The sequence below is a fragment of the Legionella lytica genome (assembly GCF_044626755.1).
In the GTDB taxonomy this organism is placed as follows: Bacteria; Pseudomonadota; Gammaproteobacteria; order Legionellales; family Legionellaceae; genus Legionella; species Legionella lytica_A.
Genome location: NZ_JBGORX010000007.1, coordinates 28,087 through 54,497, shown reverse-complemented (window position 1 = coordinate 54,497; position 26,411 = coordinate 28,087). Strand labels below are relative to the sequence as shown.

Sequence of the window (26,411 nt, the reverse complement as noted above, 5' to 3'; positions counted from 1 at the left end):
GGATAAGCCGAAGGACGTAGGGGTAGATGTGACGGAGCTCAAAAGCGAGTGCATAGCAATCACCTGCCTCAATCTACTTGAGTAGGTTTTAATAAGTTCATCAATTCCTTACGGAAATAGGTGAAAAAAGTTAAGGTCATCAATTCCGCAATCTGAGCAGTTATCCGATCAAGCCATTTTTTTTCACTGAGCTTCCAACCGATCCACATACAAGGAACTAATACAGTAATCACCAAAACCACCGTATAATTCACCTTATGCAACCCCAGAAATCGCTTATTCTGTGCCACCAGTGCCCGTTGCAGATGTACCCTTTTGTCCATCGCGGTTATTTGCGCTCGTAACTGTTTCCTCGAGTTGCTCATCATCCATACTCTTATTTTGGGAAAAATAGGATCTGGTTTTTTCAAAGCTCATATTTTTCAGGTTAAAAGTAAGGTACTTCGCCAGGCCCAGTAAGACGCCCAGATTAAAAAGAACGACTAAGACTAGCGAGAGTAAAAAATTATTAGAAATAACAAAAAACTCATACCCCAGTAATAATGAAATACCAATCCAAAAGGTCATTAAAACAATGAGTAGCAGGCAGACATTCAGCAGCAATGGAAACACACTAAGCCCCGCCAGGCGAGCCTCCAAACGCATCACTGAAAATATGGATTTTACAAGGCTGATCCTTGTCGAAACGAGTTCCTCAACCTGCTTTAAGGCCTCCATTATTTTCTCAAAATCTTAGAGAGTAAAAAGCCTATCCCGCCAGCAATTAATACGGAACTTAGTGGGTTTTGTTGTATTTTTTTCAACAATTCATCAGTGCATTCTTTAAGGCTCTCTTCAGCTTGGCAGGCACGATTCATGCCCTCTTCTCGTACCTCATTAGCCCATTTTTTCCCTTCATTCAATAAGTCACTAGCAGCTTCAGAAACATGTGATCGTTCATCACGGTTTGCATTATCCATAATAGCTCTCCTATAGTCTTTCTAGTGTTTTCCTACCTTTAACTATAGTTAGTAAGACAGTAAAAACAACTAAATTTGCGAAAAAATTTTCTACTGATTATCACGAGAATAAATCGACCAATTCTGATCCACACTTAAAGTCTGCTCCGCATAGGCTTCTGCAGACAAACCACATTGTTGCTCAAATACCTGGGCAATGTGGCTGGCAACATAAGTTGAGGTAGAATCGCCCCCATGTCCATCATAAATGCCAACTAAGAAAGGGGTATTTTTAGTTAATACTTGGACCGAAACAGAAATATTATCCCTAGAACCCGCATGCAATGCTTTAAATGCAAGTAAGCGTGCCAAATCCGTTTCCGTATGCAGACCAGGATTATCAATAGACTGTAATTGTTGCCAAAACCATTGTTCCTGATTTTCTTTGCTTGGCCCGGGGACTGGCTCCGTAAATCCATCGCAGGTAGTAATAATATGGATCTTCATCCCAGAAGCATGGGTAAAATCACTGGGGGTTATATCAATGTGCGCATCATCACAAAGCCCAGATTCAATAAAATCATAATCCCCCAGTGCCCTGGATAGTGCCAAAGAACCATATCGCCCCAACAAGCGTCCATTGTTTACAAGACCACGTACCTGTCCCAAGCGCTCTTGATCAAGATGGGGATGATGAATGACCTTGTTTAAACGTGCGACCGAAGCCACATGCCCATTAGGAAAATAGACCACTGCAAAAACCACCGAATCCCCTAAAGTGGCGGTAATTAAATTACCTTTTCCATCATAAACAGTGGTGGAGGCAGTAGAACCACCAAAACCAGGTTTGAGACAGTGTTGATTAATCAATTTATAGCTGGTCCATAAACGATGCCCTATATCCTGTGCGGTTAACGCATTAAAGGAGTCTTCTGAGTACCAATAGGCTACGGCAGCATCTTCTTGAGTTGGACGTAAACCCTGCATCTCAAATAAAGCGAAATTCTGTCCGTGTTTCTCAAAGCGAACCTCGGATTCATCACTGGGTAGCGAAATTAACTCTGCGATTCTCATCATAGGTGCTCCTTAACGTACAGATCATCCCTCAACTGTTTGATCTGCTGCTCCAGCTCTTGCGTAATCATTTTATAGTATTGATAGTGTAGCTCAGTTCCATTGGGTACATAGTTTTTCGTGACGATGGGTGTGCCAAAACTGACAATAATCTTTCCTTTCTTAGGCCAGTTTGTTCCTTTAGGTAAACAATTATAAGTACCATGAATGTAGGCCGGAACAATAGGAACTTGTAATTCCCAAGCCAACATCGCACAACCCCCTTTAAACGCTTGAATTTCACCATTTAAAGAACGTGTGGCCTCAGGAAAAATAATTAAATTTTTATTGGCTTTAATCACAGCTTTACAACGATTGATATTATTCCACATCGCTGATGGTACGGAACTTCGCTCAAAAGGAAGTAAATTAAATAGTTTTTTCAGTAAAAAAAGCCTCACGGAACGAGGCTCATAAAAATAATCTTTAGCCGCCAATAAAACATAATTATCAAAGCTCCCTCCCATCATTAATGCTAAATTATCTAAATGGCTACTATGATTTGCCGCAAGAATAAAAGGCCCCTCTGAGGGCAAACAAGGGCTCTCAATAACCTCGATGCCGAAACGACTATGGGCCCATTCACGTATAAAGCGATGGATGATGCTACGCAGAAGCGATTTTTTAAAGGAAATGGAGGTGTTTGTTGTCTGCTTCATTAATAAAGAACCCAAGCGCTTGCATTGTTTTTTTTTCGCGAGAATAATTTCAGTTAAATCATCTAAAGTATTGGCCTCGGCGATTTCATGCTCCTCTAAACACACAGCAAATTTTTTTTCAATGGCGGTTAGCAATTCAATTTTTGCCAAGGAATCTAAGCTCAAGAACTCAGATGAGGAATCAGCAGCATGCAGATGATGAATGAGATACAGCAAATCCTGCTGAATCTCTTGCTTTTGGGCCGCTTTGTGTAACTCCAACATCATCTCTCCTTGCGCAGGATAAATATAGCCTCCCTATTCTCACAGTACACAAAAGCGAACATTTTGCAGGAGCTTAGATATAGAGCTTGAATCATGGATACTATCAATATAGAAAATTTCTAAGGAACCTTCCAAGTAATTTTTCTTACATAATAGACGCTGAATTTTGCCACTGGTTGTTTTAGGAACTGCTTTATGTGCGGCAAGCACCACAATATCGGCCGGAATCCCATGCTCTTTTAAAATTCGACTGCGGACTATTCTAATAATCTCTCGAGCCACCTCTGCTTCTATATGCTGATTTATTTCCTGAACAACCACTAAATATTCTCGCTCATTCTCCTCCACCGCAAAAATGGCACAGCAATTCACACGCAGCTGAGAATGACAGCCATTAATGGTATCCTCCAAATCATGAGGGTAATAATTACAGCCGCGAATAATAATCATGTCTTTAAGCCGCCCAGTAACATACAACGCCCCCTCGGCAAGATAACCCAAATCACCGGTTCGCAGAAAAGTACGTTCATCACCAGGAGTTCTTGCATGAAAACAATAGTTTGATTCATTTGGCAATTGCCAATATCCCTGAGTGACACTCTTGCTGGTCACCCAAATTTCCCCAACCTTTCGCTCAGCACATACCTGCAGGGTTTCAGGATTAACAATCACCACATGAAAATCATCCGCCGGCTTTCCACAATTGACCAAACGACGTGCATGAGGATAGTTGGCCTCACAATAACGTACCTGCCCTAAACTTAAGGCTTTATTATCGACTAACTGACTTTGTACCCCTTCATTAGGATCTACGGCAGTAACCATTAAGGTAGATTCAGCCAAACCATAGCAGGGATAAAAAGCATCCGCTTGAAAGCCACACTCTTCAAAAAAATTGGTGAATTTATCTATGGTTGAACAGCGAATAGGTTCAGACCCTGTTGCAGCTATTCGCCAATTACTTAAATCCAAATGAATTTTTTCTTCATCAGTAATTTTATCGCTGCATAAATCATAAGCGAAATTAGGCGCTCCAGTAATAGTTCCCCTAAAGTGGGACATAGCCTCTAACCAAGCAGCAGGGCGTTGTAAAAAAGACATGGGTGCCATTAACTTTACGGGATAGCCAGTAAACAGAGGCTGCAAAATTCCCGCAATAAGCCCCATATCATGATAAGGTGGTAACCAGGAAACACAAATATCTTCTTCGGATGAACGATTACGCAATTGGGTGACCATTAAATTATTTAATAAATTCCCATGACTAACCATGACCCCCTTGGGTTTTCCGGTAGACCCTGAGGTGTATTGTAAAAAGGCGAGTCCATCCGCAGTAATTAATGGTTTATTCCAGCCGTTTCCCGAATAATCAGATAAATAGTCCGTAACCAGAAAATGCATTTTTTCAAAATTCCAACCCAGCAATTGGTTATGGCGTTCAAACGATGGACCGACAAGATGATTGACCATTTTGCCGAGAACGGGGGTTTTATTTAATAATTTTACGACTCTTAACTTTTTAATTTTACGTAAAACTTCATCGGTGGTTAAGGCGACTGTAGCTCCAGAATTTTGAATAATATGGTGCAGTTTAGTCACCAAAGCTTTAGTATTGGGCGGATAAACCGGGATGGCTATGACGCCGGCATATAAACAGCCAAAAAAAGCCGCAATTAACTCAAGTCCCGGGGGATAGATAATAATAACACGCTCTCCAGGGTGAGTGCTTTGTTGTAAGAGGATCGCTATTTTTCTTGCTTGTTCAGCCAAGGTCTCAAGCGTTAGAATGCCGTTTTCTTCCGTATTTCTGCTTAGAAAGGTATACAGAGGAAAATCAGGTTTTGATTGTGCTTTTGCTTCTAGTAAGCTAACTAAACTACAGTAACGGCTGCTCATACATCGGTCCCTCGAGAACGTAAATGGATACAACCTTTGTTTAATAGCTCTACGGATTTTATTAAAAGCTAGCAAATGATAAATATTTTGTCAAAAATCGTCTGGATTAAAGAAAGAAAATAGAGTGAATAATCAATAAGATTGGTGGGTTTCTATTGGTTAACAATTTGAAAAAAATAAAGGTCTAGTCCAGAATTAAGCATATCTTAAGGGCTAGGATCATCATAAGTATATTTTTAAAGGTACATTGAATGCTCAAGTTTCTGGCAAAAGTAGGATTGCAATTTAAAAGAGCAACATTTTATTCCTTAGATGGATTAAAAGTTGCATTCAAAGAGGAGTTTGCATTCCGTTTAGAGATTTATACCAGTTTTATTGCCTTGCCTACTGCCTTTTGGATAGGGAATTCAGCATTGGAACGTATTGCTTTAATTAGCTCTTTTCTACTAGTTCCCATTGTTGAATTACTCAACTCAGCCGTGGAAACCGCATTGAATCGTATTGATTTAAGTTGGCATGAATTAACCAAAAAAGCTAAAGATATTGGCTCTGCCGCTGTCATGTTAGCCATACTCAATGCAACGATTGTATGGCTTATTATTATACTCCCCCACAGTTAGAGGATTTTATGCGACAACCTATCGCGGTTTTTGACTTTGATGGCACACTCAGCGACGGGATTTGTGGTCTTAGATTTTTCCGTTACTTACTGGGAGATATGGGTTATTGCCAATTTATTTTTCGTAATGCCTTCTGGAGCTTACTTTTTTTATCAAGGCTCAGTGATGAATATGCCCTAAATAAAATGGTCCGCTCCGTCTTTAAAGGAAGAAAACTCGAAGAGCTGACTCAGATTGCCGATGAGTTTTCTAAAGAAATTATGCCAAATCATCTTTATGAAAAAATTGTGCAACGGTTGGTGTGGCATAAAGAACAAGGGCATCGCAATATCATCATTACACGCTCCTTAGATCTTTATATGCACCCTTGGGGTAAGCAAATCGAAATCCATGACCTCATCGCCACTAAGCTTGAAGTAACTGATGCAGGATTTTTAACTGGCAACATAGCGGATCATAGCTTTGTCGGCGAAAAAAAATTACTTGCACTAAGAAAACTTCTCCACAACCAAGAACATGGAACAGTCTATGCTTATGGTGATAGCGCCAGCGACCGCTATATTCTGGCTGCCGCAGATTATGCTTATTGGATTCGCAATCCTGATGACCAGGTAGATATGTCCTTAGTGGATCCACTGACTCATGCGCAATGGAAAAAAGATTATAAAATTTAGCTAGGCATGCCTCCCACAACCGAAAACACCGTCATTGCGAAGGCAGTGAAGCAACCCAGAGTTCTGTGCTCCAAACTTCTGGGCGCTCGTCACCGCATTCATTGCCATGAGACGCTATATTCCCCTACTCGGAAATGCCTCCAGTGGTCTGGTGCATATTTGCCGCCTTGTGCCGCAATTCGAGATTCTGCTGAACCGGTTGTGCCATAAGTTTCTGCCACAATCCTGGAATGAAAATAATTAAACTACATACAAAATATCCATACGGCAGTTGCGGATTTTGTGGGCTATCCACACTCACCTCATAATCACGGCCAGGACGCAAATGATGTATGGAATGACGAGGCAATTGAAATAACAAATAGTTGGTTAAAATATAATTGGAATTCCAACAATGCATGGCACTAAACTTTTCATAGCTACCATCGGGCAAGGTAAAACGCTCCAAACCATAATGTTGAATATAGGCAGCACCCAGAATAACAATACTACTAACAAGCACCACACCGATGAAATAAAGAAATGCCGACATTCCCCAAAGAGTTGCCAAGACTAAGGCTAAGATAAAAGTACACAGATTAAACATGACTAAACGATTATGCCAACTGAAAATAGAATAACCTTTGCGCCGCATTAATTTCTTTTCTGCAGCAAACGCGGAGGTACGCAACCCCACCATCGACTTTAAATAATAACTATAAAAACCCATCCCATTGGGTGCATGCACATGATCAGCTGAAGTTCCCGTAATAAAAGGACCATGATGAACCAGCACATGCTCCATAGGAGCATGACCTGTGGCGGTACAAATTAAAACAATATTCCCCATCCAATTATCCATGTGATTATTTTTATGGATTAATTCGTGTGCAGCACAAAAGGCAATCCCACCATTGATGCCAACGGCCAGCGCATAGCCAATCGCCTCAAAAAAGTACTGGCTATGGCTGGCAGCATAAGCGCCCCAAAAAGTTAAAATAACCTGGCTAATGACGACACCATACAAAACAAATCTGTAATAAGTATGACTCTCGTTTTCCTGGGCATAAGGTTTTACATAATCCTCACCGCAAAAAAATTCAGCGGCAGGAAGTATCATGCTGAAAAAGAATAATGTAGTAAAGCTGGCCATCCCAGCAAACATAAAACCAATGATTGCCGAAAGAGGAAAAATAAAAACCAGTAAATACCAATAACGACTTTTCATAAGAGGCCTCATCGCAGAGACATAGTAGATAATTTTTATAGTCTATTAATTAAGGTATAACATAATTTTAGGGAAAATAAACCAATCCTATCTGCCAAGTGCCTCTATAGGGGGGAACTTAATAAAGGCACTCTTGCTGTGTTTCCAAGAATCAATTGGTTTATAATTTATTTACCTTTTGCGTGTCATTTTCGGCAGAACCACTTTTTCCGCCATGCTTTTCAATTAAAGCAGCAGTTTCCGCATGGCCTTTTTTAATCGCCCAATCCAAAGCAGTATTAGTAGAAGTCTTTGATGGTTCATTAATATCAAAGCCTAATACCTTATAACTCAACAATATACTTACCAGTTCGATATGACCAACAGCACTGGCTTTACGTAATGCCAAGGTGTATTGCTTCCCTTGAACAGCCTCAACGACACTCTGATATTTATCCGCACAACATTGTTTAATTTCTAGGGAGAGTTGCGCATGAGTCTCTTCCACGTCGCTGCGCACAGGAGGAAATAAACCATGTATGGATGTTGCACTGGACGCTGCGGGGCTTGTACTGGCCTTAAACCAAGGTAAATCTAATATCTCAGTATATTGCTCAATGATTTTTTTAAATTCAGTATGAATAACCTGTTGGGTATCACGCTCTATCTGATGGAATAAATGGCCTTGTGGATAGACGCAAAGTTCCATGCCCAATCGGTTGGTGTATTCGACTCTCATCGAACAAATATCTCTACCATGAAGAAAAGAATGAATTGAAGACCCAGAGGGCATTGCGGAAGGAGAGGCAATCACCCCTAACCAACTATCAACAACCAGGCATTCATTACCCCAACTGGCAACATCAATTAAAGGATAGTCCCCGGGACATCGGTTAATCACTAAGAAATTATGGTTCATCATTGGATTGAGCTTGTTGTACACTCCCATACTTTCAATAAGGACATCGGGATCTAACAAAAATTCTTTGTTTAATATAAGAAACATCAATGTGGCATGTTCCATGCAGCCATTAAAGCCTTCTTTTAAAAATAAGCTGCTAGCAAATAAATCAAAATATAACCCCTTTAGGGCAGCGCCAGCGGTGTTTATTGCGCTCAACAATGCCACTTTTTGCTGATGTATGGGAGCACTCGCATCCATCTTTTCCAGCTCGAGACGAATTCGTACTGCTTCTGTTTTTTGTACCTCGGCAACTCGCGCACTGAGTTCTGCTCCGAAAAGCTCCATCGCTTGTTGCGCTCTAGGAGATAGTGCAAGACGGGCCTCTGTGTTGTCCTGGGTCAGTTTTTGCCGCAGAATGCCCATGGCGAAATGTAATTGCTCTAGGTATTTTTTCATCTTTATGTTCAAAAAAAACTAATAGTGGCATTTTAAAGCAAAAAAATACATAATTAAATCATCTTGGCAAAATAATTGGTTCTTTTTTAGAGCAGCTCAAAAATATCGTCAGATTCCCATTCATATGCTATGTTTTAGGTAATAATCAGGTGGTGAAAAATAACAGAGAACATTATGGACGATTTACTCTTCATTAGCATGACCCTGCTGTTTTTTATTTTGTGCCTAGGACTTATCAACTTCTACGATAAACTATCACGGAGTGAGCAATGATTACCTATCTCGTTGCGGGAATAATCGCTGTTGGCTTGCTGGTCTATCTTTTGTTTGTTTTATTAAAGCCAGAATTTTTTTAATTAAATAAAAACAAACTGTTAGAAAGGATTCTATGATTACATTAATCGCGTCATTGCAAATCGTGGTTTTTCTTTTAGTCTTATTAGCCGCGGTAAAGCCCTTAGGCTGGTACATGGCTAAAGTCTATGAAGGAAAGGATTTCTGGCTCAATCGCATTGGCAATCAATTTGAACTATTCATTTATCGAATCTGCCGTATTAAAACGAACCAAGCGATGGATTGGAAATACTATTTGACATCCATGCTTATTTTTAACCTTTTCGGTTTCCTCGCGGTTTATCTCATTCAACGTTTGCAAATTTATCTTCCCCTTAACCCACAACAACTCCCCTCCCCCGCTCCTGATTTAGCCTTAAATACTGCCATCAGTTTTGCCACCAATACCAATTGGCAAGCCTACTCCGGCGAAACCACCATGAGTTATTTTACGCAAATGCTGGCTCTAACCACACAAAACTTTGTTTCTGCAGCAACAGGCATGTCCTTATTGGTAGCCATAAGCCGCGGCATTGCCCAACATGAAAGTACAAATCTAGGTAATTTTTGGGTCGATATGGTGCGCAGCATTCTCTACATTCTGCTGCCCTTATCATTTATCTTTGCATTACTATTGGTATCCCAAGGGGTAATTCAAAATATTAAACCCAATCAACCCATCCAACTGGTACAAGCCAACAGTTCCCCAAAAACCCTTAGCGATACCTCAGAACAAGCGATTACAGACAAGAATAATACGATACAGAGCGCAAGCAAGCCGCTAATCCAGCAAGTTATCCCTATGGGACCAGTTGCCTCCCAAGTTGCCATTAAACAATTAGGCAGCAACGGTGGTGGCTTTTTCAATACCAACTCTGCGCATCCCTTTGAAAACCCTACCCCCTTAAGCAACTTTTTAGAAATGCTTGCCATTCTATTAATTCCTGCAGCCCTTTGTTATACCTTCGGAGAAATGGTCCATGATAATCGCCAAGGTTGGGCTATTCTTGCCGTCATGTTTATTGTTTTTATTCCCTTTGTCCTCTGCGGAGTCATGGCAGAACAAAAAGGAAATCCAGCGTTAACTTCTATGGGGCTTAGTCCTACAGCCATTGCCCAAAGCTATCCCGGGGGCAACATGGAAGGTAAAGAGACGCGCTTCGGAATTACTAGCTCAGCACTGTGGAGTGTGGCTACTACAGCCGGCTCCAATGGTTCAGTAAATTCAATGCTGGACTCATACACCCCTCTAGGTGGATTAATTCCCTTATGGATGATGCATTTAAACGAGGCCATCTTTGGAGGAGCTGGCTCAGGCCTCTATGGCATGCTCATGTTTGTCATCCTTACCGTATTTGTGACGGGCTTAATGGTTGGACGAACGCCTGAATACTTAGGCAAAAAGATTGAACCCTATGAAATGAAAATGGCATCCATTGCCGTTTTAGTCATGCCACTTAGTGTTCTTATCTCCACCGCATTAGCGGTAGTAACTCAAGGTGGCACCCATGCGATTGCCAACCCAGGCATACACGGTTTTACTGAGGTTCTTTATACATTCACCTCCCTGGGCAACAATAACGGCAGTGCTTTTTCCGGGCTTAATGCCAATACCCCATTCTATAATTTGCTCGGTAGTCTCATCATGTTGATTTCGCGCTACTGGATTGCCATAGCTACCGTTGCCCTTGCCGGCTCATTGGCGCAAAAAAAGATAATTCCTCAAACTACTGGGACTCTAGCTACCCATACTCCTCTGTTTATTATGCTCGTTATTTGTGTCATTTTTCTGATCGGCGCACTGTCATTTCTGCCCGCCTTAGCACTAGGGCCAATTGTGGAACATCTAACCTTGTGGGGCCAATATGGATCTTAAAATGCATCGTGTATCCTTTTGGGGTAGTGATACGGTAAAGCTTGCCATCCGTGCTTCATTTTTAAAATTAACCCCACAATACCAAATCCGTAATCCAATCATGTTTACGGTTTATATTGCCTCACTATTAACAACCGCTTTATTTATTCAATCATTGTTAGGACTGGGGGAAACAGAGACTGGTTTTATTTTAGCGATCACTTTAGGGCTTTGGTTTACGCTTATTTTCGCGAATTTTGCCGAAAGTATGGCAGAGGGACGAGGGAAAGCTCAGGCTGAAGCATTAAGAAAAGCACGCCATGAAATTCAGGCAAAGAAATTAGCGAAACCCAAAAAAAATGCAGAAATCACCCACATCCGCTCCGGCTGTTTACGGGCTGGCGATATTGTATTAGTAGAAACAGGCGATTTTATTCCCAGCGATGGCGAAGTCATTGAGGGAATTGCCTCAGTCAACGAAAGTGCTATTACCGGCGAAAGTGCTCCCGTAATTCGTGAAAGTGGGGGGGACCGTAATACCGTAACCGGGGGCACTCAGATACTTTCTGATTGGTTAATTATTCGTATTACCTCCAATCCAGGAGAAACATTCTTAGATCAAATGATCTCCCTGGTTGAAGGGGCACAACGCCAAAAAACACCCAATGAATTAGCACTTGCCATATTGCTTGCTGCCCTGACAATTGTTTTTCTTTTAGTTTGTGCCACCCTGCTTCCTTTTTCTATCTACAGCGTAGCGAGTGCAGGAGCAGGTAAAGTAATCAGCCTTACCATCTTAATTGCTCTGTTTATTTGCCTGGCGCCAACAACTATTGGCGGTTTACTATCCGCTATAGGTATTGCCGGTATGGATCGCATGATTCAAGCCAATATTATTGCCATGTCTGGCCGTGCGGTAGAGGCGGCAGGAGACGTTGATGTGTTACTACTCGATAAAACGGGTACCGTTACCTTAGGTAATCGAGAAGCTATTGAGTTTATCCCTTTAGAGGGAGTCTCCATTGAGACGCTGGCCGATGCGGCCCAACTGTCTTCACTGGCTGATGAAACACCCGAGGGGCGCAGTATTGTTATCTTAGCTAAAGAACAATATGGTTTACGTGGTCGTGATATCAGCGAATTAAAAGCTAGTTTTATCCCCTTTACCGCCGAAACCAGGATGAGTGGGGCTAATTTGCCTGGACGCCAAATTAGAAAAGGAGCAACTCAAGCAATTGAATTGTATCTGCGAGAAATTAATGGGCATTTACCTGAGGCAGCTCATCAAATTGTGGAGCAAGTTTCCCGACAAGGTGGAACTCCTTTGGTTGTTCTGGAAAATAAACAAGTTTTAGGGGTCATTCACCTTAAAGATATAATCAAAGGGGGAATCCGTGAGCGCTTTGCCGAATTACGCCGCATGGGTATTAAAACCATTATGGTCACTGGGGATAATCCTTTAACCGCAGCAGCAATCGCTGCCGAAGCCGGTATCGATGACTTTTTAGCCAATGCCAAACCCGAAGAAAAATTAAACTTAATTCGTCAGTTACAAGCACAAGGGCATTTGGTGGCAATGGCTGGAGATGGAACAAATGATGCCCCTGCCTTGGCGCAAGCAGATGTTGCTGTAGCCATGAACTCGGGTACTCAAGCAGCCAAAGAAGCAGGAAACTTAATTGATTTAGATTCTAATCCCACCAAACTCATTGAAGTCGTTGAAATTGGTAAACAATTGTTAATGACTCGCGGTTCACTAACTACCTTTAGCATCGCCAATGATGTCGCCAAATATTTTGCTATTTTACCAGCAGCATTTGCCAGTACCTATCCTATGCTGAACAATCTAAATATCATGCGGCTTAGCACTCCGGAAAGTGCCATCTTGTCGGCGGTAATTTTTAATGCGCTCATTATTATTTTTCTTATTCCTCTTGCCTTACGAGGCGTCAAATATCGCCATGTGGAAGCAGCAAAACTGCTGCGCAATAATGTTTTAGTGTATGGCTTGGGAGGCTTAATTATTCCCTTTATCGGCATAAAAATCATTGATTTGATGTTACTAGCACTGAAAACCATTCACTTAAGCCCAATTTAATATAAGGACAAATCATGCTAAAAGAAGCAATGAATCAAATGAAAACTGCATTGATATTGCTTATTTTAATCAGTGTTTTAACGGGTTTCATTTATCCTCTTACCGTGACTGGGTTAGCGCAAATTTTTTTCCCCTGGAAAGCAAATGGCAGTTTAATAAAGCAGAATAATCAATGGATTGGTTCACAATTAATTGGACAACCGTTCTCCGATGCAGCCTATTTTTGGGGACGTCCTTCAGCTACGACATCTTATCCCTATAATGGTGCCGCATCTTCTGGCTCAAACCTCGCGGCTTCAAATCCTGATTTTTTGTCTATAGTAAAAGAAAGGATGACGCACTTAAGGCAAGCAGATCCACAAAATGAACAAGCAGTACCTATCGATTTAGTTACCGCATCAGGTAGTGGTCTTGACCCTGAAATTAGCCCTCTCGCTGCGAAATACCAAGTGCCACGAATTGCCAAAATACGTCAGCTTCCTGAAGCGGACATCTATCAATTAGTGGAGCAATACAGCAAACCGAGAACATGGCGAATCTTAGGCGAGCCGCGTGTTAATGTTTTGGAATTAAATCTTGCTTTGGATAATTTAAGGAGCATTAATGCCCCAAAATCGCCCTAACCCTGATCATTTATTGCAACGAATCGCGGAAGAGGAACGTCAAGAACATCATGGAAAACTCAAAATTTATTTAGGTGCCTCGCCAGGTGTTGGTAAAACTCATGAAATGCTCCACGATGCCTATGAGAAGCAACAACAAGGACTTGATGTGGTTATTGGCCTTGCCGAGTCCCATGGCCGTGAGGAGATAGATAGCTTTCTTAATAATTTTGAAATTATCCCACGTAAAGGGGTAGCTTATCGCGACAAAACCTATTACGAATTTGATCTTGATGCCGCTTTGCAACGCCATCCCGGGTTAATCTTAGTGGACGAGTTAGCCCATACGAATACTCCCGGATTACGACATGCCAAACGATGGCAAGACATTAAAGAACTTTTAGAACGTGGTATTGATGTATATACCACCCTAAACATTCAGCACATTGAAAGTTTAAAAGATGATGTGGCACAAATTATTCACGCCCCCATTATCGAGACCGTTCCTAACTCAATGATTGAGCGTGCCGACACCATTGAACTCGTTGATTTACCTCCGGAGGACTTATTAAAAAGACTGCAAGAAGGGAAAATATACATCCCGAAACAAGCAGAATTTGCCCGAGAACATTTTTTCCGTAAAGGTAATTTAATTGCCTTACGGGAATTAGCCTTAAGGGTTACCGCCGAACGAGTAGGCTCTGATGTGTTATGGTACCGACATGGAGAGGGTGTAAAAGAGATTTGGCCTGTAAAAGACAAAATACTGGTTTGCGTCGGTCCAAATCCCGAAACGACGAAACTAATCCGTGCGGCAAAAAAATTGGCCACGCACTTACAAGCAGAATGGGTCGCTGTATATATTGATGTACCCCAAAAAAATGTTAATGCGCGCAGCCTCGCTATTAAAAATTTACGTTTGGCCGAACTCTTAGGGGCACAAACCCATGTGCTGGCGGGATTCGACATTGTCAAAGAAGTATTGCGTTTTGCACATGAACAAAACATCACGCAAATAATGATTTGGAAACATATTAGAACTAGGTTTCGCGATTGGTTCTATAGAAATTTGACTGATGAAATTGTACGTCAAAGTGGCGATATTGATGTGTACATCATTACTAGGCGTAGCACCAAAATACCACAAAAAAAAGTAAAAACCCCAACGCGAGCTCATCCATGGAAATTTTATGGCTTAGTCCTGTTGGTTCTACCTCTCCTGACCTTATTCAATTTCGCTTTAGAACCATTTCTCGACACTGTAAATCTGATTATGATTTATTTGTTGGGAGTTACTCTTATCTCTTTATGTGGGCACCGTGGGCCCTCGCTCTTTGCTTCGATATTAAGCGTTTTTGCTTGTGCCTATTTTTTTGTTTCCCCGCGATATAGTTTTGCCATCAGCGACATCCAATTTTTACTTACCCTAATCATTATGCTTCTAGTCTCCCAGATTATTAGCTATTTAACCATCCTTATTCGTCACCAAGAAGAATCCTCTCGCTTTACCCAACATCAGACCACCGCCTTGTATGCGTTCAGTCGCCAGCTTATCCGCTCACGTAATATTAATAAGCTATTAAGTTTTGGGGTCGAGTATATTGCGCATACCTTTGAAAGTGAAGTCATGGCGTTGATGCCGAAAAAAAATCATCTCACAGTTCAAGCCAGTTTTCCCAGCTCAATGAGACTGGATGTTAAAGAACAAAGTATTGCCCAATGGGTCTTTGATATGGGGCAACCTGCAGGCATGGGCACGGACACCCTTTCCTTATCTAATGCGCTTTACTTGCCATTAGCCAGCGCCTCCGGAGTTATGGGCGTATTAAGAGTACAAGCCAGAGATCAGCAATTACTGACTCCTGAACAAAGAGGATTGCTCGATTCATATGTGAATCAAATGTCTCTGGCTTTGGAAATTGATCTGTTGCATGAAAAAAACCGTAAAAAAGAGCTGGAAATAGAACGCGATCGGGCACGCATCTCCTTACTCACTTCAATTTATCATGACTTAAGTTTTCCATTGAAAAGCGTGATTAATTCCATAAACAGTTTAAAAAGTAATAAAAAAGCCAATATTAGTATTATGGCAAGCAACATTGATCATGAAATAAATAAGTTAAACCACTTAAACAATAATCTTTATCAAATGATCTGCCTTGAAACGGAAGGAGTTAGTCTAACAAAAACCCCCTGTTCTTTAGAAGAAATTATTCAGGCAGCTCTCAAAATTTCCAGCGAACTCTTTGAACAAAGACCTATAAAGTTAACTATTCCCGAGCATATGCCTTTAATTAATATGGATCCACGATACATTCAAGAAGTGCTCACCCACTTGCTCGATAATGCGATTAAGTATTCAGATCCCAAATCCCAGATTCGCCTTTCTGCACAAATTACCACGATTAATCTGATTGTGAGCATTGAAGGTATTGGTCTGGTAATCGATACTGTAGAGCAAGCGGAATTATTTAAACAATTCTATCGCAGTAAAGAAGCCCTTGAAGAGCATGGTTTAGGACTAGGCTTATCCATCTGTGAAAAAATAATTTCCGCTCATCAAGGAACAATTTGGGTGGAAAATATTCCCAGTAAAGGTACAGTTTTTCGCTTTTCATTACCTATGAATTAAAAAGCATATAGTTAGACTATACTTGTGTTATCTCTTTGTTTTAATTGGCTTGCTAATTAAATCATGAAAATACGTTATCTCCCAAGCCTAGCCCTGTTCGTTTCATCACTCGTATTTGCCGCAACCGAGGAAAATCCCGTGTTTCACAGTGAAATAAGTTCCATTCCCTCGACTATTGCCACGCAAATGCAGAACTATACCTGGCATGAAGGCTGTCCAGTGCCACTAGAGCAATTAGTCTACATCCAACTCAGCTACTGGGGTTTTGATAATAAAGCTCATACGGGAAAACTAATCGTCAACCAAGAACTAGCGCTCGAAGTCGTCGCTATGTTTAAAGAACTGTACCAACATCGCTTCCCCATCGAACGCATGGAACTTATGGATGCTTTTTACGGTGATGATGCCGCATCTATGGTAGCGAATAATACCTCGGCATTTAATTGCCGTGAAGTTACTGGACGCGCTGGAGAATATTCTCAACATAGTTATGGACGTGCCATTGATATTAATCCTTTAATGAATCCCTATGTCAAGGGTAACCTGGTATTACCCCCAGAAGGAGTAGTCTATGTTGGGCGCACCCAACCCACTCCAGGGCAAATTGTTAAAGATGATATTGTCTATCAAACCTTTAGCAAGCACGGTTGGGACTGGGCAGGTAACTGGTTTGATTTACAAGATTACCAGCATTTCGAAAAAAGAGCACATGGAAAAAAACGTAATCCCTATGGGTATGAGTTCTAAGCGTAGCGCAGTGATTTTAATCTCAAGAATGGGTAAAGGTATTATCCTTAATGAATTCATTGAGCGCATCAAATTGCTTCTCTTCCAGATAAGCATCCTGGCGTAAATCTTGAACCAGAGTCAAGCGATTCAATTTTTGATACAACTCCTCCATATTTTTATGACGCCCCTTACCAAAAAAGTGTGAGCGGCTATAATAATTTGCCCAACTGTTTTCAGTTTTCTGCTGTCCAAATGCTTTTAACTCACACAATTTTTCTATAGGCGACTTATCGGAGTTTAAAATCTTCAGAATATGAGAAATACCCGAGCTGTTGCTGCCACGGAATTTGTTTTCATCGCCCAAGCTTTGTGCATGGCGATTAAAACAATTTAAGGCAGCTTGCAACTTTTGGTTTTCTGCTTTCAAGGTGGTTATCACTTCACCTAATTGGGGGTAGGGACAATCTGCTCCTTCAATATCCACTAAACGGTTATCATTGATTAATTGTCTTGCCAATGCATAATGAGACTTAGGCTTTTTAGCTAAGGGAGCAAGTTGCTGATAAATTTCTTCCATCGAGCGAATCATGGCTCGGTTATATAAGCTGTTTTCGGGCCCTGTACTATTAAACCTATTTACTGTATTAGGCTGTAAAACGTGTCTTTCCTTTAAAAAATGCCAATCTAAATAATAACCTTCCAAGCGCTTAAACTCTTCTGTCAATGACAACCAATCAGCACAAAACTTAACATAAGCATCCATCCGTGCTCGCAAGGAAGTGAAAAACTTACTGACCTCATTTATCGTGGGGCGCTGCTCGGGGTTTTTAGCTTGCATCTGATTAATTAAAGTGTGAATGTCCTCTAATAAATACGGATCCACGGCAGATAAATCATAGTCAGCAAACATACCATCTAAACAATAAGGTGCTTCCACCAGCAGCGTCGCCAGTGAATATTGTTCTTTTAAACGCAGTGTGTCCTTGCAACCAAAAAGCTCAGCAAAAATTCCTGCCAAAGAATACATATCCGATGCATAGCTATACTCGCCCCGATGGAGTACTTCAGGAGCCATATAACCTAAAGTGCCAACCACAACGTCACTGGGATATGCTTGTTTTCTCGCCAAACCAAAATCAATAAAAATAATCTGGAATTGCCCCGGCGGAATACCGCGTTGTGGATCAGCAGGAATTTCTTTATAACAAATATTCGATGGCTTAAGATCGCAATGCACCATATCTCGCTGCTGCAAAATGAACATTTCATTGGCAATATGTAAGGCAATATCCACGCGCTTCATGAATGGAAATAAGAGATCTCCGGGTTTAAAAGGCAATAATTTATCAAAACTAATGCCGCAATTATCAACTACCGTAATGACCTCCTGTAACGTATTTATAACCGAACTTACCCGTACGTGCTGCTGTCTTTGATAATAGGCTTCATGCACCGCGCTTTCCACCAATTCCTGATGGCTAATCTGACGCATACCGACCCGTTGAATTTTTGCGATTTCATCTGTTGCAGAAACTTCTGCCTGATAATTATGTTTCTCTTTGGTTAGCGTAATTTTAAAACTTGCCTTATAAGACACACCAAATTCACCTTTGCCTATGGGCTCAGGCTCTAAAACATGCCATTGATTCTCTGCTGATTTAATTAATTGATGACTAAATACATATTCATCCTTGGCTATTTTCATGGATGCGGACGATGGAGGTAACAACTTCGGTTTCTTGCATTCATACAAAAATTTCGCAGCTTTTTTATCAAGAGTAAACGGTATCAATTGCTGACTCATTAAAGGACTTAAATCAATAAATGGCATTCTTAGGCTACCTAGGCTCAAAATATGCGCGATTTTACGTTAAATAGGTGAGCATTAATACATCTAAATTATTCTTTTTTGATCGAATGAATAAATTACAGAGTAAAATTGTAAATTTACTTACGAGAACCACCGATTCGGGTTAAAATAAGCTCCCAAGTAAATATGAAGTTTAGAAATCACTCAACAACATGCCCAATTCACTAATGCGCACCAAAAAAATCTCCTGTGTTGTCCCGGTTTATAATGAAGAAACCATCATTGCGGAGTTCATTGCCGCCCTGGATGCAACGCTCAAGCAACTTGCTTATGCCTATGAAATAGTACTTGTTGATGATGGCAGCCAAGATAATACCCAAGCGATCATTGAACAATTAAGAAGCCAATATGCTTTTCGCTACCTACGTTTTAGTCGTAACTTTGGTAAGGAAAAAGCGATTAGTGCGGGATTAGATTATGCACGTGGTGATGCAGTGATTTTAATGGATGGTGACTTTCAACATCCATTGGAGTTGTTAAGTGAGTTTATTGCAAAATGGGAAGAAGGGTATGACATGGTGTATGCGGTACGTCAAAATCGTGCCGATGAATCCTGGTTAAAACGTACTTGTGCAAAAACCTTCTATCAATTCACCTCCAGAATCAACCGCGTTAATATTCCCGCGAATGCGGGCGACTTTCGTCTATTAGACCGCAAAATAGTCGACGGCTTGCAAAAGCTTCCCGAGCGCAATCGTTTTATGAAAGGCTTGTACAGTTGGGTAGGGTTTAAACAAATAGCGGTTCCTTTTGAAGTGCAGCCGCGCAAAGCCGGCTCTTCTCAATGGAACTTTTATTCTTTAATCGATTTGGCGATTACCGGAATCACTTCATTTACAGCCTTCCCACTGCGGCTGATTGCACTCGGTGGTATTGGAGTAGCGACCTTAGCAATACTCTATGCGGCATGGATTATTCTCAGCACCCTAATGTTTGGCATTAAAACGCCAGGTTGGGCAACCATCGTCACCGCAATTACCTTTTTTGGTGGGTTACAGCTTTTCGCTTTAGGGGTGGTTGGCGAATATATAGGGCGAGTCTTTGATGAGGTAAAACACCGACCGCATTATATTATTGATGAGGAAGCCAGTTTCGATGAAAGCGCAGCTTAAGTTAAAACACCGACTGGTTTATTATGCAGGAATCGGGGCCGCAGCAGCGGCCACCCATCTTAGTATTGTTTTTTTACTGGTGAATTTTGTATCTATGCAGGCGTTGGTTGCCAATATTTTTGCTTTTTTTACTGCATTTAACGTCAGTTTTTTTGGCCATAAATACCTTACTTTTTCGCAACTTCAGGACCAAAAAGTATTGAGTTTACCTCACTTTTTCCTGGTAGCTGCTTCCGCAGGGACTATTAATGAAGGGCTTTATTTTCTGGTTTTACGCTGCACTCATTTAAATTATCTATTGGCTCTGGGAATGGTTTTGTTTTTAGTTTCCGTTTACAGCTTCGTACTCTCAAGATATTGGGCTTGTCGCTAACATCCCATTCACGACTTCTACAGGCTCACGAATAATCAACCTAGCACCAGACATTTCTTTTACTCTAGGCAAGATCGACTCAATGCGTTCTTCAGTATCCACAAATTGCACCACTAAGGGTAAATGCGCGCCTATATCGACAAATGATGCGGTTTCCACGGGCTTTCGATAAGTAAAACCCGCGATGGCTCGTAATACGGTTCCACCTGCAATGCCTTCCTCATCCAACATCGACATAAGCTCTAAATGCAAAGGACGGTGCCTCCATTTATCGGATTCATTAATATAGACAGAAACTTTCATAAAATTCATCGACGTATCCTTACGTTAGGCACTATTTTTAACTGGGAATTTACATTGCCCGCGCCAGGCTAACCCCTGCAATCACCGCAATAAGGCAAAAAAGATTATTGCAGATAAAATTCATAGCAGCAAGGCCATAATCCCCCTGCTCTATTAAGGCAAAAGTTTCATAGCTAAAGCTTGAAAAGGTGGTATACGCACCACAGAATCCCACGGCAACAAACGCCCGCCATTTAGGATCAAGTTCGACCCGCCCCAAACTCCAAGCCAGAAAAAAAGCTAAGATAAAACTTCCGGTTAGATTGACAATAAACGTCCCGTAAGGAACGCCTGCAGAAAAATATCGTAGCGAGAAACGATTCACAAAGTAACGCAAATTAGCGCCGATAATCGCCCCCAGAGAGATCCATAAAATATCAATCAAGATGTCCTTCCTATTCATTGTGGGTCTATTTACCCTACATACTGATGCCCCATAGTAGTATAAAAAATAATGGCAAACATCTCACTGATTTTTGCACAAAAAATAAAAAGATATCCATAAAATTAAAAGCTTGCATCTAAATAAAGTTTCGTATAGCCTCGCTTCACGGCCATTGCCTTATAAGTTAAGAAATAGCCTTCCTTGGTCACTTAAAGAACGCTTAGGCTGAAGGAATTATTGTTCTCTTTATTATCAGGATAGATTAGGATTTTCTAATGAAACACTTCATTAAATTTGGATTCATAGTAGGGCTAACCATCAGCTCAAAGGCATTTAGTTTAGACCCAGTTCAAGGTATTTATTTAGGACTCTTTGGAGAAATCAGCCGGACGATTTCCAACCCCAATGTTACTTTTAATATTAACCAATACTCGTTCTCTAACACGAGCCCGGTTACCCTAAGCCCAGTTGGTGGTGGTGGCGGTTTTTCTCTGGGATATAGAATAAATACCGTACGCTTGGAAGGACAGTTTCTTTTTAATATCAACAATTATGGAGAATTAAAAGTTGGCTCCTGTACTCTCATCAGCCCAAATGTGATGGGCCCCGAAGGAACCTGCCCTGCCATAATAAGCAATGACCAAGGTATTGGCTTAGGATTCAATGGCAATACTACCGGCCTTTATGGCATGTTTAACGTATTTTATGATTTTCTTTCCAGCGATCCGAATACAAAGATGTTTCCCTACATAGGTGTCGGTTTAGGTGGAGCAATCATCAAAAATAAAGCCAATTTCGCAAGTAATCAATATAATGCATTAGGAAGTACTTTTTCGACAACGATAACTAGCTCTAATAACGGTTTTGCTGCTCAGGGAATTATTGGTTTTGGTTCTTATTTGGATGATTTTGCCACTGTAGGTATGGACATTCGTTATACCACAGCCTTCAATCCGAGCAATAATAACAATACTACCAGTTCGAATGGCTCGAGTAGACAACTTGGTATTGTAACGCTTAACTTTACGGGCACTTATGCCCTTGATAAGGGTAGTGATTAATCGCATCGAACTCCTGCGCTCACCTAAGTGTTCACCGGATGTGTAAAGTTCGTGGTGGCGAGCCTTGGCGAAGCAACCCAAAATGCTTCATTAAAACTCAGCTCTGGGTTGCTTCACTTGGTTCGCAATGATGGCAATTTTTTATTTTATTTTAATAAGTTACCTACATGGTGACCGCTTACGCAGTCGCCATGGATTATAAAATTTAAGCTTTTTCTTTTACCTTAGTCTTGGCGGTTTCCTTCTTACTCCCCTTTTCCGCAACTGTATCCACCCGCTTGCTCTCTCTACGATAATCTTTAGCTAATTGGCAGTATAACTTACGCAGCTCCGGCGTTGTATCCTCACGGCATAGTTTTTGCAATCGCGATAAAGTTTTCTCATTGGGTGCTTCATTACCTATAGCAATTAAGGGAGTACAAAGCAGCATAAAAAATAATATTCTCATTAAAATCCTTAGTATTGGTCAGCGGCAAAAATTATCCTAACGTCGGATAATCAACATAGCCTTTTTCATCACCGCCATAAAAAGTAGCTCGGTCCCATTGATTAAGTGGCGCATTAAGACGAAAACGCTCCACTAAATCAGGATTTGCAATAAAGTCTTTACCAAAGGCAACTAAATCTGCATAACCTGAAGCAATAGCCTCAATCGCTAATTCGCGTGTATAGCCATTATTCACCATCCACGGGCCATGAAACTCATCTCTTAAAGCATGAAAATCAAATCCTAACAAGTCGCGAGAAGTTCCTGTTGTTCCTTCAATGACATGGATGTACGCTAAATTTAAGCGATTCAATTCACGTACTAGTGGAAAATAAACTGACTTTGGTGACGTTTCGCTAATTCCATTCATCGCACCAACAGGTGATAGACGAATCGCGGTGCGCTGACCACCAATTTCATTAGCCACGGCCTCCATCACTTCTAATGGAAACCGTAAACGATTCGTAACCGAACCCCCGTAATTGTCAGTACGATGATTGGCGCCATCCGATAAAAATTGCTGGAGTAGATAACCATTGGCTCCATGAACCTCTACCCCATCAAATCCCGCCTCCATCGCATTACGCGCTGCCCGCCGATAGTCCTCAATAATTTGTGGAAGCTCCTCTAATCTTAAGGCTCTGGGCTGACCAATGTCAGTAAAGGTTCCCGTTTCGATAAAGGTTTTTTGCCCTGCAGGCGTTAATGCCGAAGGCGCTACTGGTTCAACTCCTCCAGGTTGTAAACTGGGATGAGAAATGCGTCCTACATGCCATAATTGCGCATAAATAGTCCCACCTTGCTCATGCACCGCCTGGGTTACCAATTTCCAACCGGCAACTTGCTTGGGAGAATAAATACCTGGAGTCCACGCATAACCTTTAGCGGTTGGTGAAATTTGGGTGGCTTCGGAAATAATCAGTCCAGCTGAAGCACGCTGTTCATAGTATTCAGCATTTAATGCATGCGGAGCATCAATCTCATGGATAGCACGATTACGTGTTAATGGCGCCATAACCAGGCGGTTTTTTAATTGATGTCCTCTTAAATCAAAGGGGGTAAATAGAATAGATGCGTCAGTATTCATGATTATATCCTTATAATGAGCGTCAGTTATTTTGCACTAAGCATAACGAACTTAAGATTCAAATTATAGTACACCTAAAGTCACTCCATACTCCTGACAATCGTGTAAAAATTCATTGCTGGAAAAATAATTCATTTCGATGCGACGCGTAGCGGCGATGACATCGGGTTCATTACTGGGTTCGCCAGGATGGCACATGATTAAGGTAGGCCCCGATATAGAATGCAGCCAACTGCGAAATAAACAGCGATAATCAGTATGGGCCGCAAAATCATAAATTCCGGAAAAGAAGGCATTGTGCGGAATAGCAGCCTTAACTAAGCTCGCTCGTAAAGCCCTGCCCCCAGTAAATGCCAAAATCTTTGCTTTTAAACGATGTTGCTTCACATCCACAGTAGGGTAAGTAGCGCGAATAGATGCGCCATGCTCTCTTAATTGCTCTTCATAGAGATCAACAATCACGTGACGTATGCGTGGAAACTGATGCACGTGTTGATGACCATCAACAAAATCAGGAAGCCTGCCCATCACCTGGATAAACTGTGCTAACTGTTGCTTAAACTCTTGGGCGATGAAGGATAATTTAATTGAGGCTAAATGAGTTTTTATGAGTAATTCATTGAGTGAAAAACAAGGGCGCTCAGGCATTGATAAGAAATTGCCTTCGGTTAAATTAAAATGCAGGCCAATCTGCACCAGCCCTTGTAAAGCCAATAATTCTTGAGCGTAGGTTGGAAATGAAGGCATGTTCACCATACAACTTACAGCGGATAAACGCCCCATCTGCGCTAATTTTAAAATCCCTTGAGATATCCCCGGATTTAATCCAAAGTCATCGGCACATAGCCCAATGCTTTTTATGTTGCCCACCGCTCACACCTATTTTCTGAGAAAGACCTATGATAACGCATCTCACTAAGAAAATCAGGCCGCTTCCGCATCCACATTGATCCGCGGTTTTACTGCCAAGAATCGAGAGCCTAAGATATTGATGCATAAACCGCTAATCACCAATAAGCCAGCCACCAATTTCCACATATAAAACGGTTCACCCAAAAAGAACACGGAGCTTACCATGGCGACGACGGGAACTAACAAGGTAAATGGAGCCACCATACCGACGGGATAGCGAGCCATTAACCAATTCCATAAACCATAACCAATCCAGGTTGAAGCAAAAACGATATAAAATAATGCGCCCACGCCTTTCCAGCTAATATGGGCAAAGGTAGAGGTGAAATTACTCGCCCCTTCCACTATTAAAGAAATTAAAAACATCGGAATACAGGCAACAAAACTCCCCCAAACGATCAGTGAGACCATAGAAACATGTTCACCCTTGATCTGCTTGGTGATTAAATTACCAATCCCCCAAGTTGCCGCTGCAGCGAGAATAAAGACAAAGCCAGCCAAAGAAATGTCATGATCAAAATGCATGGCCACTAAAACAATACCGGAAAACGAAACCAATGCTCCCATGATCTGACCAATATTGGGCTCTTCTCCTAAAAGAACTACCGCAAAAAACATGCTAAAAAAGACTTGTACCTGAATCAGAATTGAAGCAATCCCCGCTGGCATCCCCACACTCATACCAATAAAGAGTAACGAAAATTGCAAGGCAAACATCACCACACCATATAAAGCCACCATTTTGAACGATTTTCTCGGCAATTTAACAAAAAATATAGCCGGAACACTGGCAACGAGGAAGCGTAATGCACAAAGCAGTAAGGGAGAAATCTCGGTAAGCCCGATGCTTACAAAAAGGAAGTTCACTCCCCAGACGAGAACGACCACCAACGCGAGTAATACATGAGAGATTGGCATGTTTAGGCACAACAAATTAAAACAATATTTTAGCGCAAAATCTGTAACAAAGCTAGATACAAAGTTTAATTTTTATACACCAAATTGTGTAAAAATTGGGAAAATACCTTATCGAAACTATAGGATAGTACTTCATTGTTCATCGTAATCCTAAGAGTTGTAGCCTTATGCACGCCACATAATATGGGAACATCGCCTCATTCGTGCAGGAATGGGTGCCGCAGACAAGCCGCGGCACCTCGAGGATGAATTACTAAGAAAGAATCTAAGTTACCGCATTCATGCACAGCTCCGTATTACGCTACGCTACACGGCCTACGGTTTCAAGAGGAGCTACTACACCTCTTCCTTAAGCGCCTTTTCCACCACCTTAATTACGCGTGCAGCATCAGGAGAGGTGGTTGAATAAAAATAATCAACCAATTCACCTTTACGATTAATCACATATTTATGGAAGTTCCATTTAGGTGCAGTGCCAAAGCCCAGCTTTTGCTTGGCCCAGAGGAAAAATGGATGCGCCTGTTTACCGGAAACGACTTCTTTAGCTGCCATAGGGAAAGAAACACCGTAATTAACCTGACAAAAATTAGCAATATCTTCCTCAGCCCCCGGTTCCTGGCTACCGAAATCATTAGATGGCACGCCTAAAATAACAAAGCCTTTATCTTTATAGTCTTCATAAAGCTTTTCTAAACGCGCATATTGCGGGGTAAAGCCACATTTAGACGCGGTATTCACCACCATTACTACCTTACCGCGAAACAAATCCAGAGGTAATTCTTTATGACCTACCAGTGTATGAAACGAGTAGTCATAAGCAGTATCATGAAGATTAGGTGCATCCGCTGAGGTTGTAGTGTTCATAAGAAAACATCCTAGTATTAAAATGAGAAAACGCATTAATG

Annotated in this window: 27 protein-coding genes; 11 read left to right on the top strand and 16 right to left on the bottom strand. The window is 41.4% G+C overall.

What is annotated here, in order from left to right; genetic code table 11:
• Positions 1 to 68: 68 nt before the first annotated feature.
• The 6 genes from ACD661_RS13440 to ACD661_RS13415 form a co-directional block, all read right to left on the bottom strand.
• The gene (locus ACD661_RS13440) at positions 69 to 290 is read right to left on the bottom strand and encodes a hypothetical protein (RefSeq protein ID WP_400188382.1); all 222 of its coding nucleotides are present in this window, start codon (positions 288 to 290) and stop codon (positions 69 to 71) included.
• On the bottom strand, positions 277 to 717 hold the full coding sequence (locus tag ACD661_RS13435; protein ID WP_400188381.1) for a hypothetical protein: 441 nt from the start codon (positions 715 to 717) through the stop codon (positions 277 to 279). The genes ACD661_RS13440 and ACD661_RS13435 overlap by 14 nt, the downstream gene beginning before the upstream one ends.
• Positions 717 to 959 (bottom strand): hypothetical protein, encoded by a 243-nt coding sequence (locus tag ACD661_RS13430; protein WP_400188380.1) that lies wholly within the window; start codon positions 957 to 959, stop codon positions 717 to 719. The genes ACD661_RS13435 and ACD661_RS13430 overlap by 1 nt, the downstream gene beginning before the upstream one ends.
• A gap of 90 nt (positions 960 to 1,049) precedes the next feature.
• Positions 1,050 to 2,015 (bottom strand): PP2C family serine/threonine-protein phosphatase, encoded by a 966-nt coding sequence (locus ACD661_RS13425; RefSeq protein ID WP_400188379.1) that lies wholly within the window; start codon positions 2,013 to 2,015, stop codon positions 1,050 to 1,052.
• Entirely contained in the window at positions 2,012 to 2,974 is a 963-nt protein-coding gene (locus ACD661_RS13420; RefSeq protein ID WP_400188378.1) for a 1-acyl-sn-glycerol-3-phosphate acyltransferase, read from the bottom strand. Before ACD661_RS13420 ends, ACD661_RS13425 begins: the two co-directional genes overlap by 4 nt.
• Before the next feature lie 39 nt (positions 2,975 to 3,013).
• Entirely contained in the window at positions 3,014 to 4,870 is a 1,857-nt protein-coding gene (locus ACD661_RS13415; RefSeq protein WP_400188377.1) for a fatty acyl-AMP ligase, read from the bottom strand.
• 251 nt (positions 4,871 to 5,121) lie between these two features.
• Here ACD661_RS13415 and ACD661_RS13410 point away from each other — a divergent pair, with 251 nt between their 5' ends.
• A complete protein-coding gene (locus ACD661_RS13410) occupies positions 5,122 to 5,490 on the top strand; it encodes a diacylglycerol kinase (RefSeq protein WP_400188376.1) in 369 nt (122 codons plus the stop codon).
• Between the two features lie 8 nt (positions 5,491 to 5,498).
• The gene (locus tag ACD661_RS13405) at positions 5,499 to 6,164 is read left to right on the top strand and encodes an HAD-IB family hydrolase (RefSeq protein WP_400188375.1); all 666 of its coding nucleotides are present in this window, start codon (positions 5,499 to 5,501) and stop codon (positions 6,162 to 6,164) included.
• 124 nt (positions 6,165 to 6,288) lie between these two features.
• Here the strand turns inward: ACD661_RS13405 and ACD661_RS13400 are convergent, their stop codons facing one another.
• Together ACD661_RS13400 and ACD661_RS13395 are read right to left on the bottom strand one after the other, a co-directional pair.
• Positions 6,289 to 7,371, bottom strand: a complete 1,083-nt coding sequence (locus ACD661_RS13400) for an alkane 1-monooxygenase (protein WP_400188374.1) — start codon at positions 7,369 to 7,371, stop codon at positions 6,289 to 6,291.
• Positions 7,372 to 7,531: 160 nt separating this feature from the next.
• Positions 7,532 to 8,710, bottom strand: coding sequence for a hypothetical protein (locus ACD661_RS13395; RefSeq protein WP_400188373.1), 1,179 nt, complete (start codon positions 8,708 to 8,710; stop codon positions 7,532 to 7,534).
• Between the two features lie 269 nt (positions 8,711 to 8,979).
• Here ACD661_RS13395 and kdpF point away from each other — a divergent pair, with 269 nt between their 5' ends.
• The 6 genes from kdpF (at position 8,980) to ACD661_RS13365 (ending at position 16,977) form a co-directional block, all read left to right on the top strand.
• Positions 8,980 to 9,066 (top strand): K(+)-transporting ATPase subunit F, encoded by an 87-nt coding sequence (gene kdpF, locus ACD661_RS13390; RefSeq protein ID WP_400188450.1) that lies wholly within the window; start codon positions 8,980 to 8,982, stop codon positions 9,064 to 9,066.
• Between the two features lie 32 nt (positions 9,067 to 9,098).
• Entirely contained in the window at positions 9,099 to 10,919 is a 1,821-nt protein-coding gene (gene kdpA, locus ACD661_RS13385; RefSeq protein ID WP_400188372.1) for a potassium-transporting ATPase subunit KdpA, read from the top strand.
• On the top strand, positions 10,909 to 12,996 hold the full coding sequence (kdpB, locus tag ACD661_RS13380) for a potassium-transporting ATPase subunit KdpB (protein WP_400188371.1): 2,088 nt from the start codon (positions 10,909 to 10,911) through the stop codon (positions 12,994 to 12,996). Before kdpA ends, kdpB begins: the two co-directional genes overlap by 11 nt.
• Positions 12,997 to 13,010: 14 nt before the next feature.
• On the top strand, positions 13,011 to 13,619 hold the full coding sequence (gene kdpC / locus ACD661_RS13375) for a potassium-transporting ATPase subunit KdpC (RefSeq protein ID WP_400188370.1): 609 nt from the start codon (positions 13,011 to 13,013) through the stop codon (positions 13,617 to 13,619).
• Entirely contained in the window at positions 13,600 to 16,230 is a 2,631-nt protein-coding gene (locus ACD661_RS13370; protein ID WP_400188369.1) for a DUF4118 domain-containing protein, read from the top strand. Before kdpC ends, ACD661_RS13370 begins: the two co-directional genes overlap by 20 nt.
• A gap of 63 nt (positions 16,231 to 16,293) precedes the next feature.
• Positions 16,294 to 16,977, top strand: a complete 684-nt coding sequence (locus ACD661_RS13365) for a M15 family metallopeptidase (RefSeq protein WP_400188368.1) — start codon at positions 16,294 to 16,296, stop codon at positions 16,975 to 16,977.
• Between the two features lie 22 nt (positions 16,978 to 16,999).
• Here ACD661_RS13365 and ACD661_RS13360 read toward each other — a convergent pair whose 3' ends face one another.
• Entirely contained in the window at positions 17,000 to 18,790 is a 1,791-nt protein-coding gene (locus tag ACD661_RS13360; protein ID WP_400188367.1) for a protein kinase domain-containing protein, read from the bottom strand.
• 191 nt (positions 18,791 to 18,981) lie between these two features.
• Here ACD661_RS13360 and ACD661_RS13355 point away from each other — a divergent pair, with 191 nt between their 5' ends.
• Together ACD661_RS13355 and ACD661_RS13350 are read left to right on the top strand one after the other, a co-directional pair.
• Positions 18,982 to 19,941 (top strand): glycosyltransferase family 2 protein, encoded by a 960-nt coding sequence (locus ACD661_RS13355; RefSeq protein ID WP_400188366.1) that lies wholly within the window; start codon positions 18,982 to 18,984, stop codon positions 19,939 to 19,941.
• Positions 19,925 to 20,314: a GtrA family protein gene (locus ACD661_RS13350; RefSeq protein ID WP_400188365.1), complete on the top strand. Its 390-nt coding sequence runs from the start codon at positions 19,925 to 19,927 to the stop codon at positions 20,312 to 20,314. The genes ACD661_RS13355 and ACD661_RS13350 overlap by 17 nt, the downstream gene beginning before the upstream one ends.
• Here ACD661_RS13350 and ACD661_RS13345 read toward each other — a convergent pair.
• Entirely contained in the window at positions 20,291 to 20,626 is a 336-nt protein-coding gene (locus ACD661_RS13345; RefSeq protein WP_400188364.1) for a DUF190 domain-containing protein, read from the bottom strand. The two genes, ACD661_RS13350 and ACD661_RS13345, sit on opposite strands and share 24 nt — an antisense overlap.
• Before the next feature lie 40 nt (positions 20,627 to 20,666).
• Positions 20,667 to 21,041, bottom strand: a complete 375-nt coding sequence (crcB, locus tag ACD661_RS13340) for a fluoride efflux transporter CrcB (RefSeq protein WP_400188363.1) — start codon at positions 21,039 to 21,041, stop codon at positions 20,667 to 20,669.
• Positions 21,042 to 21,316: 275 nt separating this feature from the next.
• Here crcB and ACD661_RS13335 point away from each other — a divergent pair, with 275 nt between their 5' ends.
• Positions 21,317 to 22,102, top strand: coding sequence for a hypothetical protein (locus ACD661_RS13335; RefSeq protein WP_400188362.1), 786 nt, complete (start codon positions 21,317 to 21,319; stop codon positions 22,100 to 22,102).
• A gap of 205 nt (positions 22,103 to 22,307) precedes the next feature.
• Here the strand turns inward: ACD661_RS13335 and ACD661_RS13330 are convergent, their stop codons facing one another.
• The 5 genes from ACD661_RS13330 to ACD661_RS13310 all read right to left on the bottom strand — a co-directional run bounded on the left by ACD661_RS13330 (position 22,308) and on the right by ACD661_RS13310 (position 26,370).
• A complete protein-coding gene (locus tag ACD661_RS13330) occupies positions 22,308 to 22,550 on the bottom strand; it encodes a hypothetical protein (RefSeq protein WP_400188361.1) in 243 nt (80 codons plus the stop codon).
• Positions 22,551 to 22,581: 31 nt separating this feature from the next.
• Entirely contained in the window at positions 22,582 to 23,676 is a 1,095-nt protein-coding gene (locus ACD661_RS13325) for an alkene reductase (protein WP_400188360.1), read from the bottom strand.
• A 63-nt stretch (positions 23,677 to 23,739) separates the two neighbouring features.
• Positions 23,740 to 24,546 (bottom strand): ChbG/HpnK family deacetylase, encoded by an 807-nt coding sequence (locus tag ACD661_RS13320; RefSeq protein WP_400188359.1) that lies wholly within the window; start codon positions 24,544 to 24,546, stop codon positions 23,740 to 23,742.
• A gap of 54 nt (positions 24,547 to 24,600) precedes the next feature.
• A complete protein-coding gene (locus ACD661_RS13315) occupies positions 24,601 to 25,506 on the bottom strand; it encodes an EamA family transporter (RefSeq protein ID WP_400188358.1) in 906 nt (301 codons plus the stop codon).
• Positions 25,507 to 25,842: 336 nt separating this feature from the next.
• Positions 25,843 to 26,370, bottom strand: coding sequence for a glutathione peroxidase (locus ACD661_RS13310; protein ID WP_400188357.1), 528 nt, complete (start codon positions 26,368 to 26,370; stop codon positions 25,843 to 25,845).
• Positions 26,371 to 26,411: the final 41 nt, after the last annotated feature.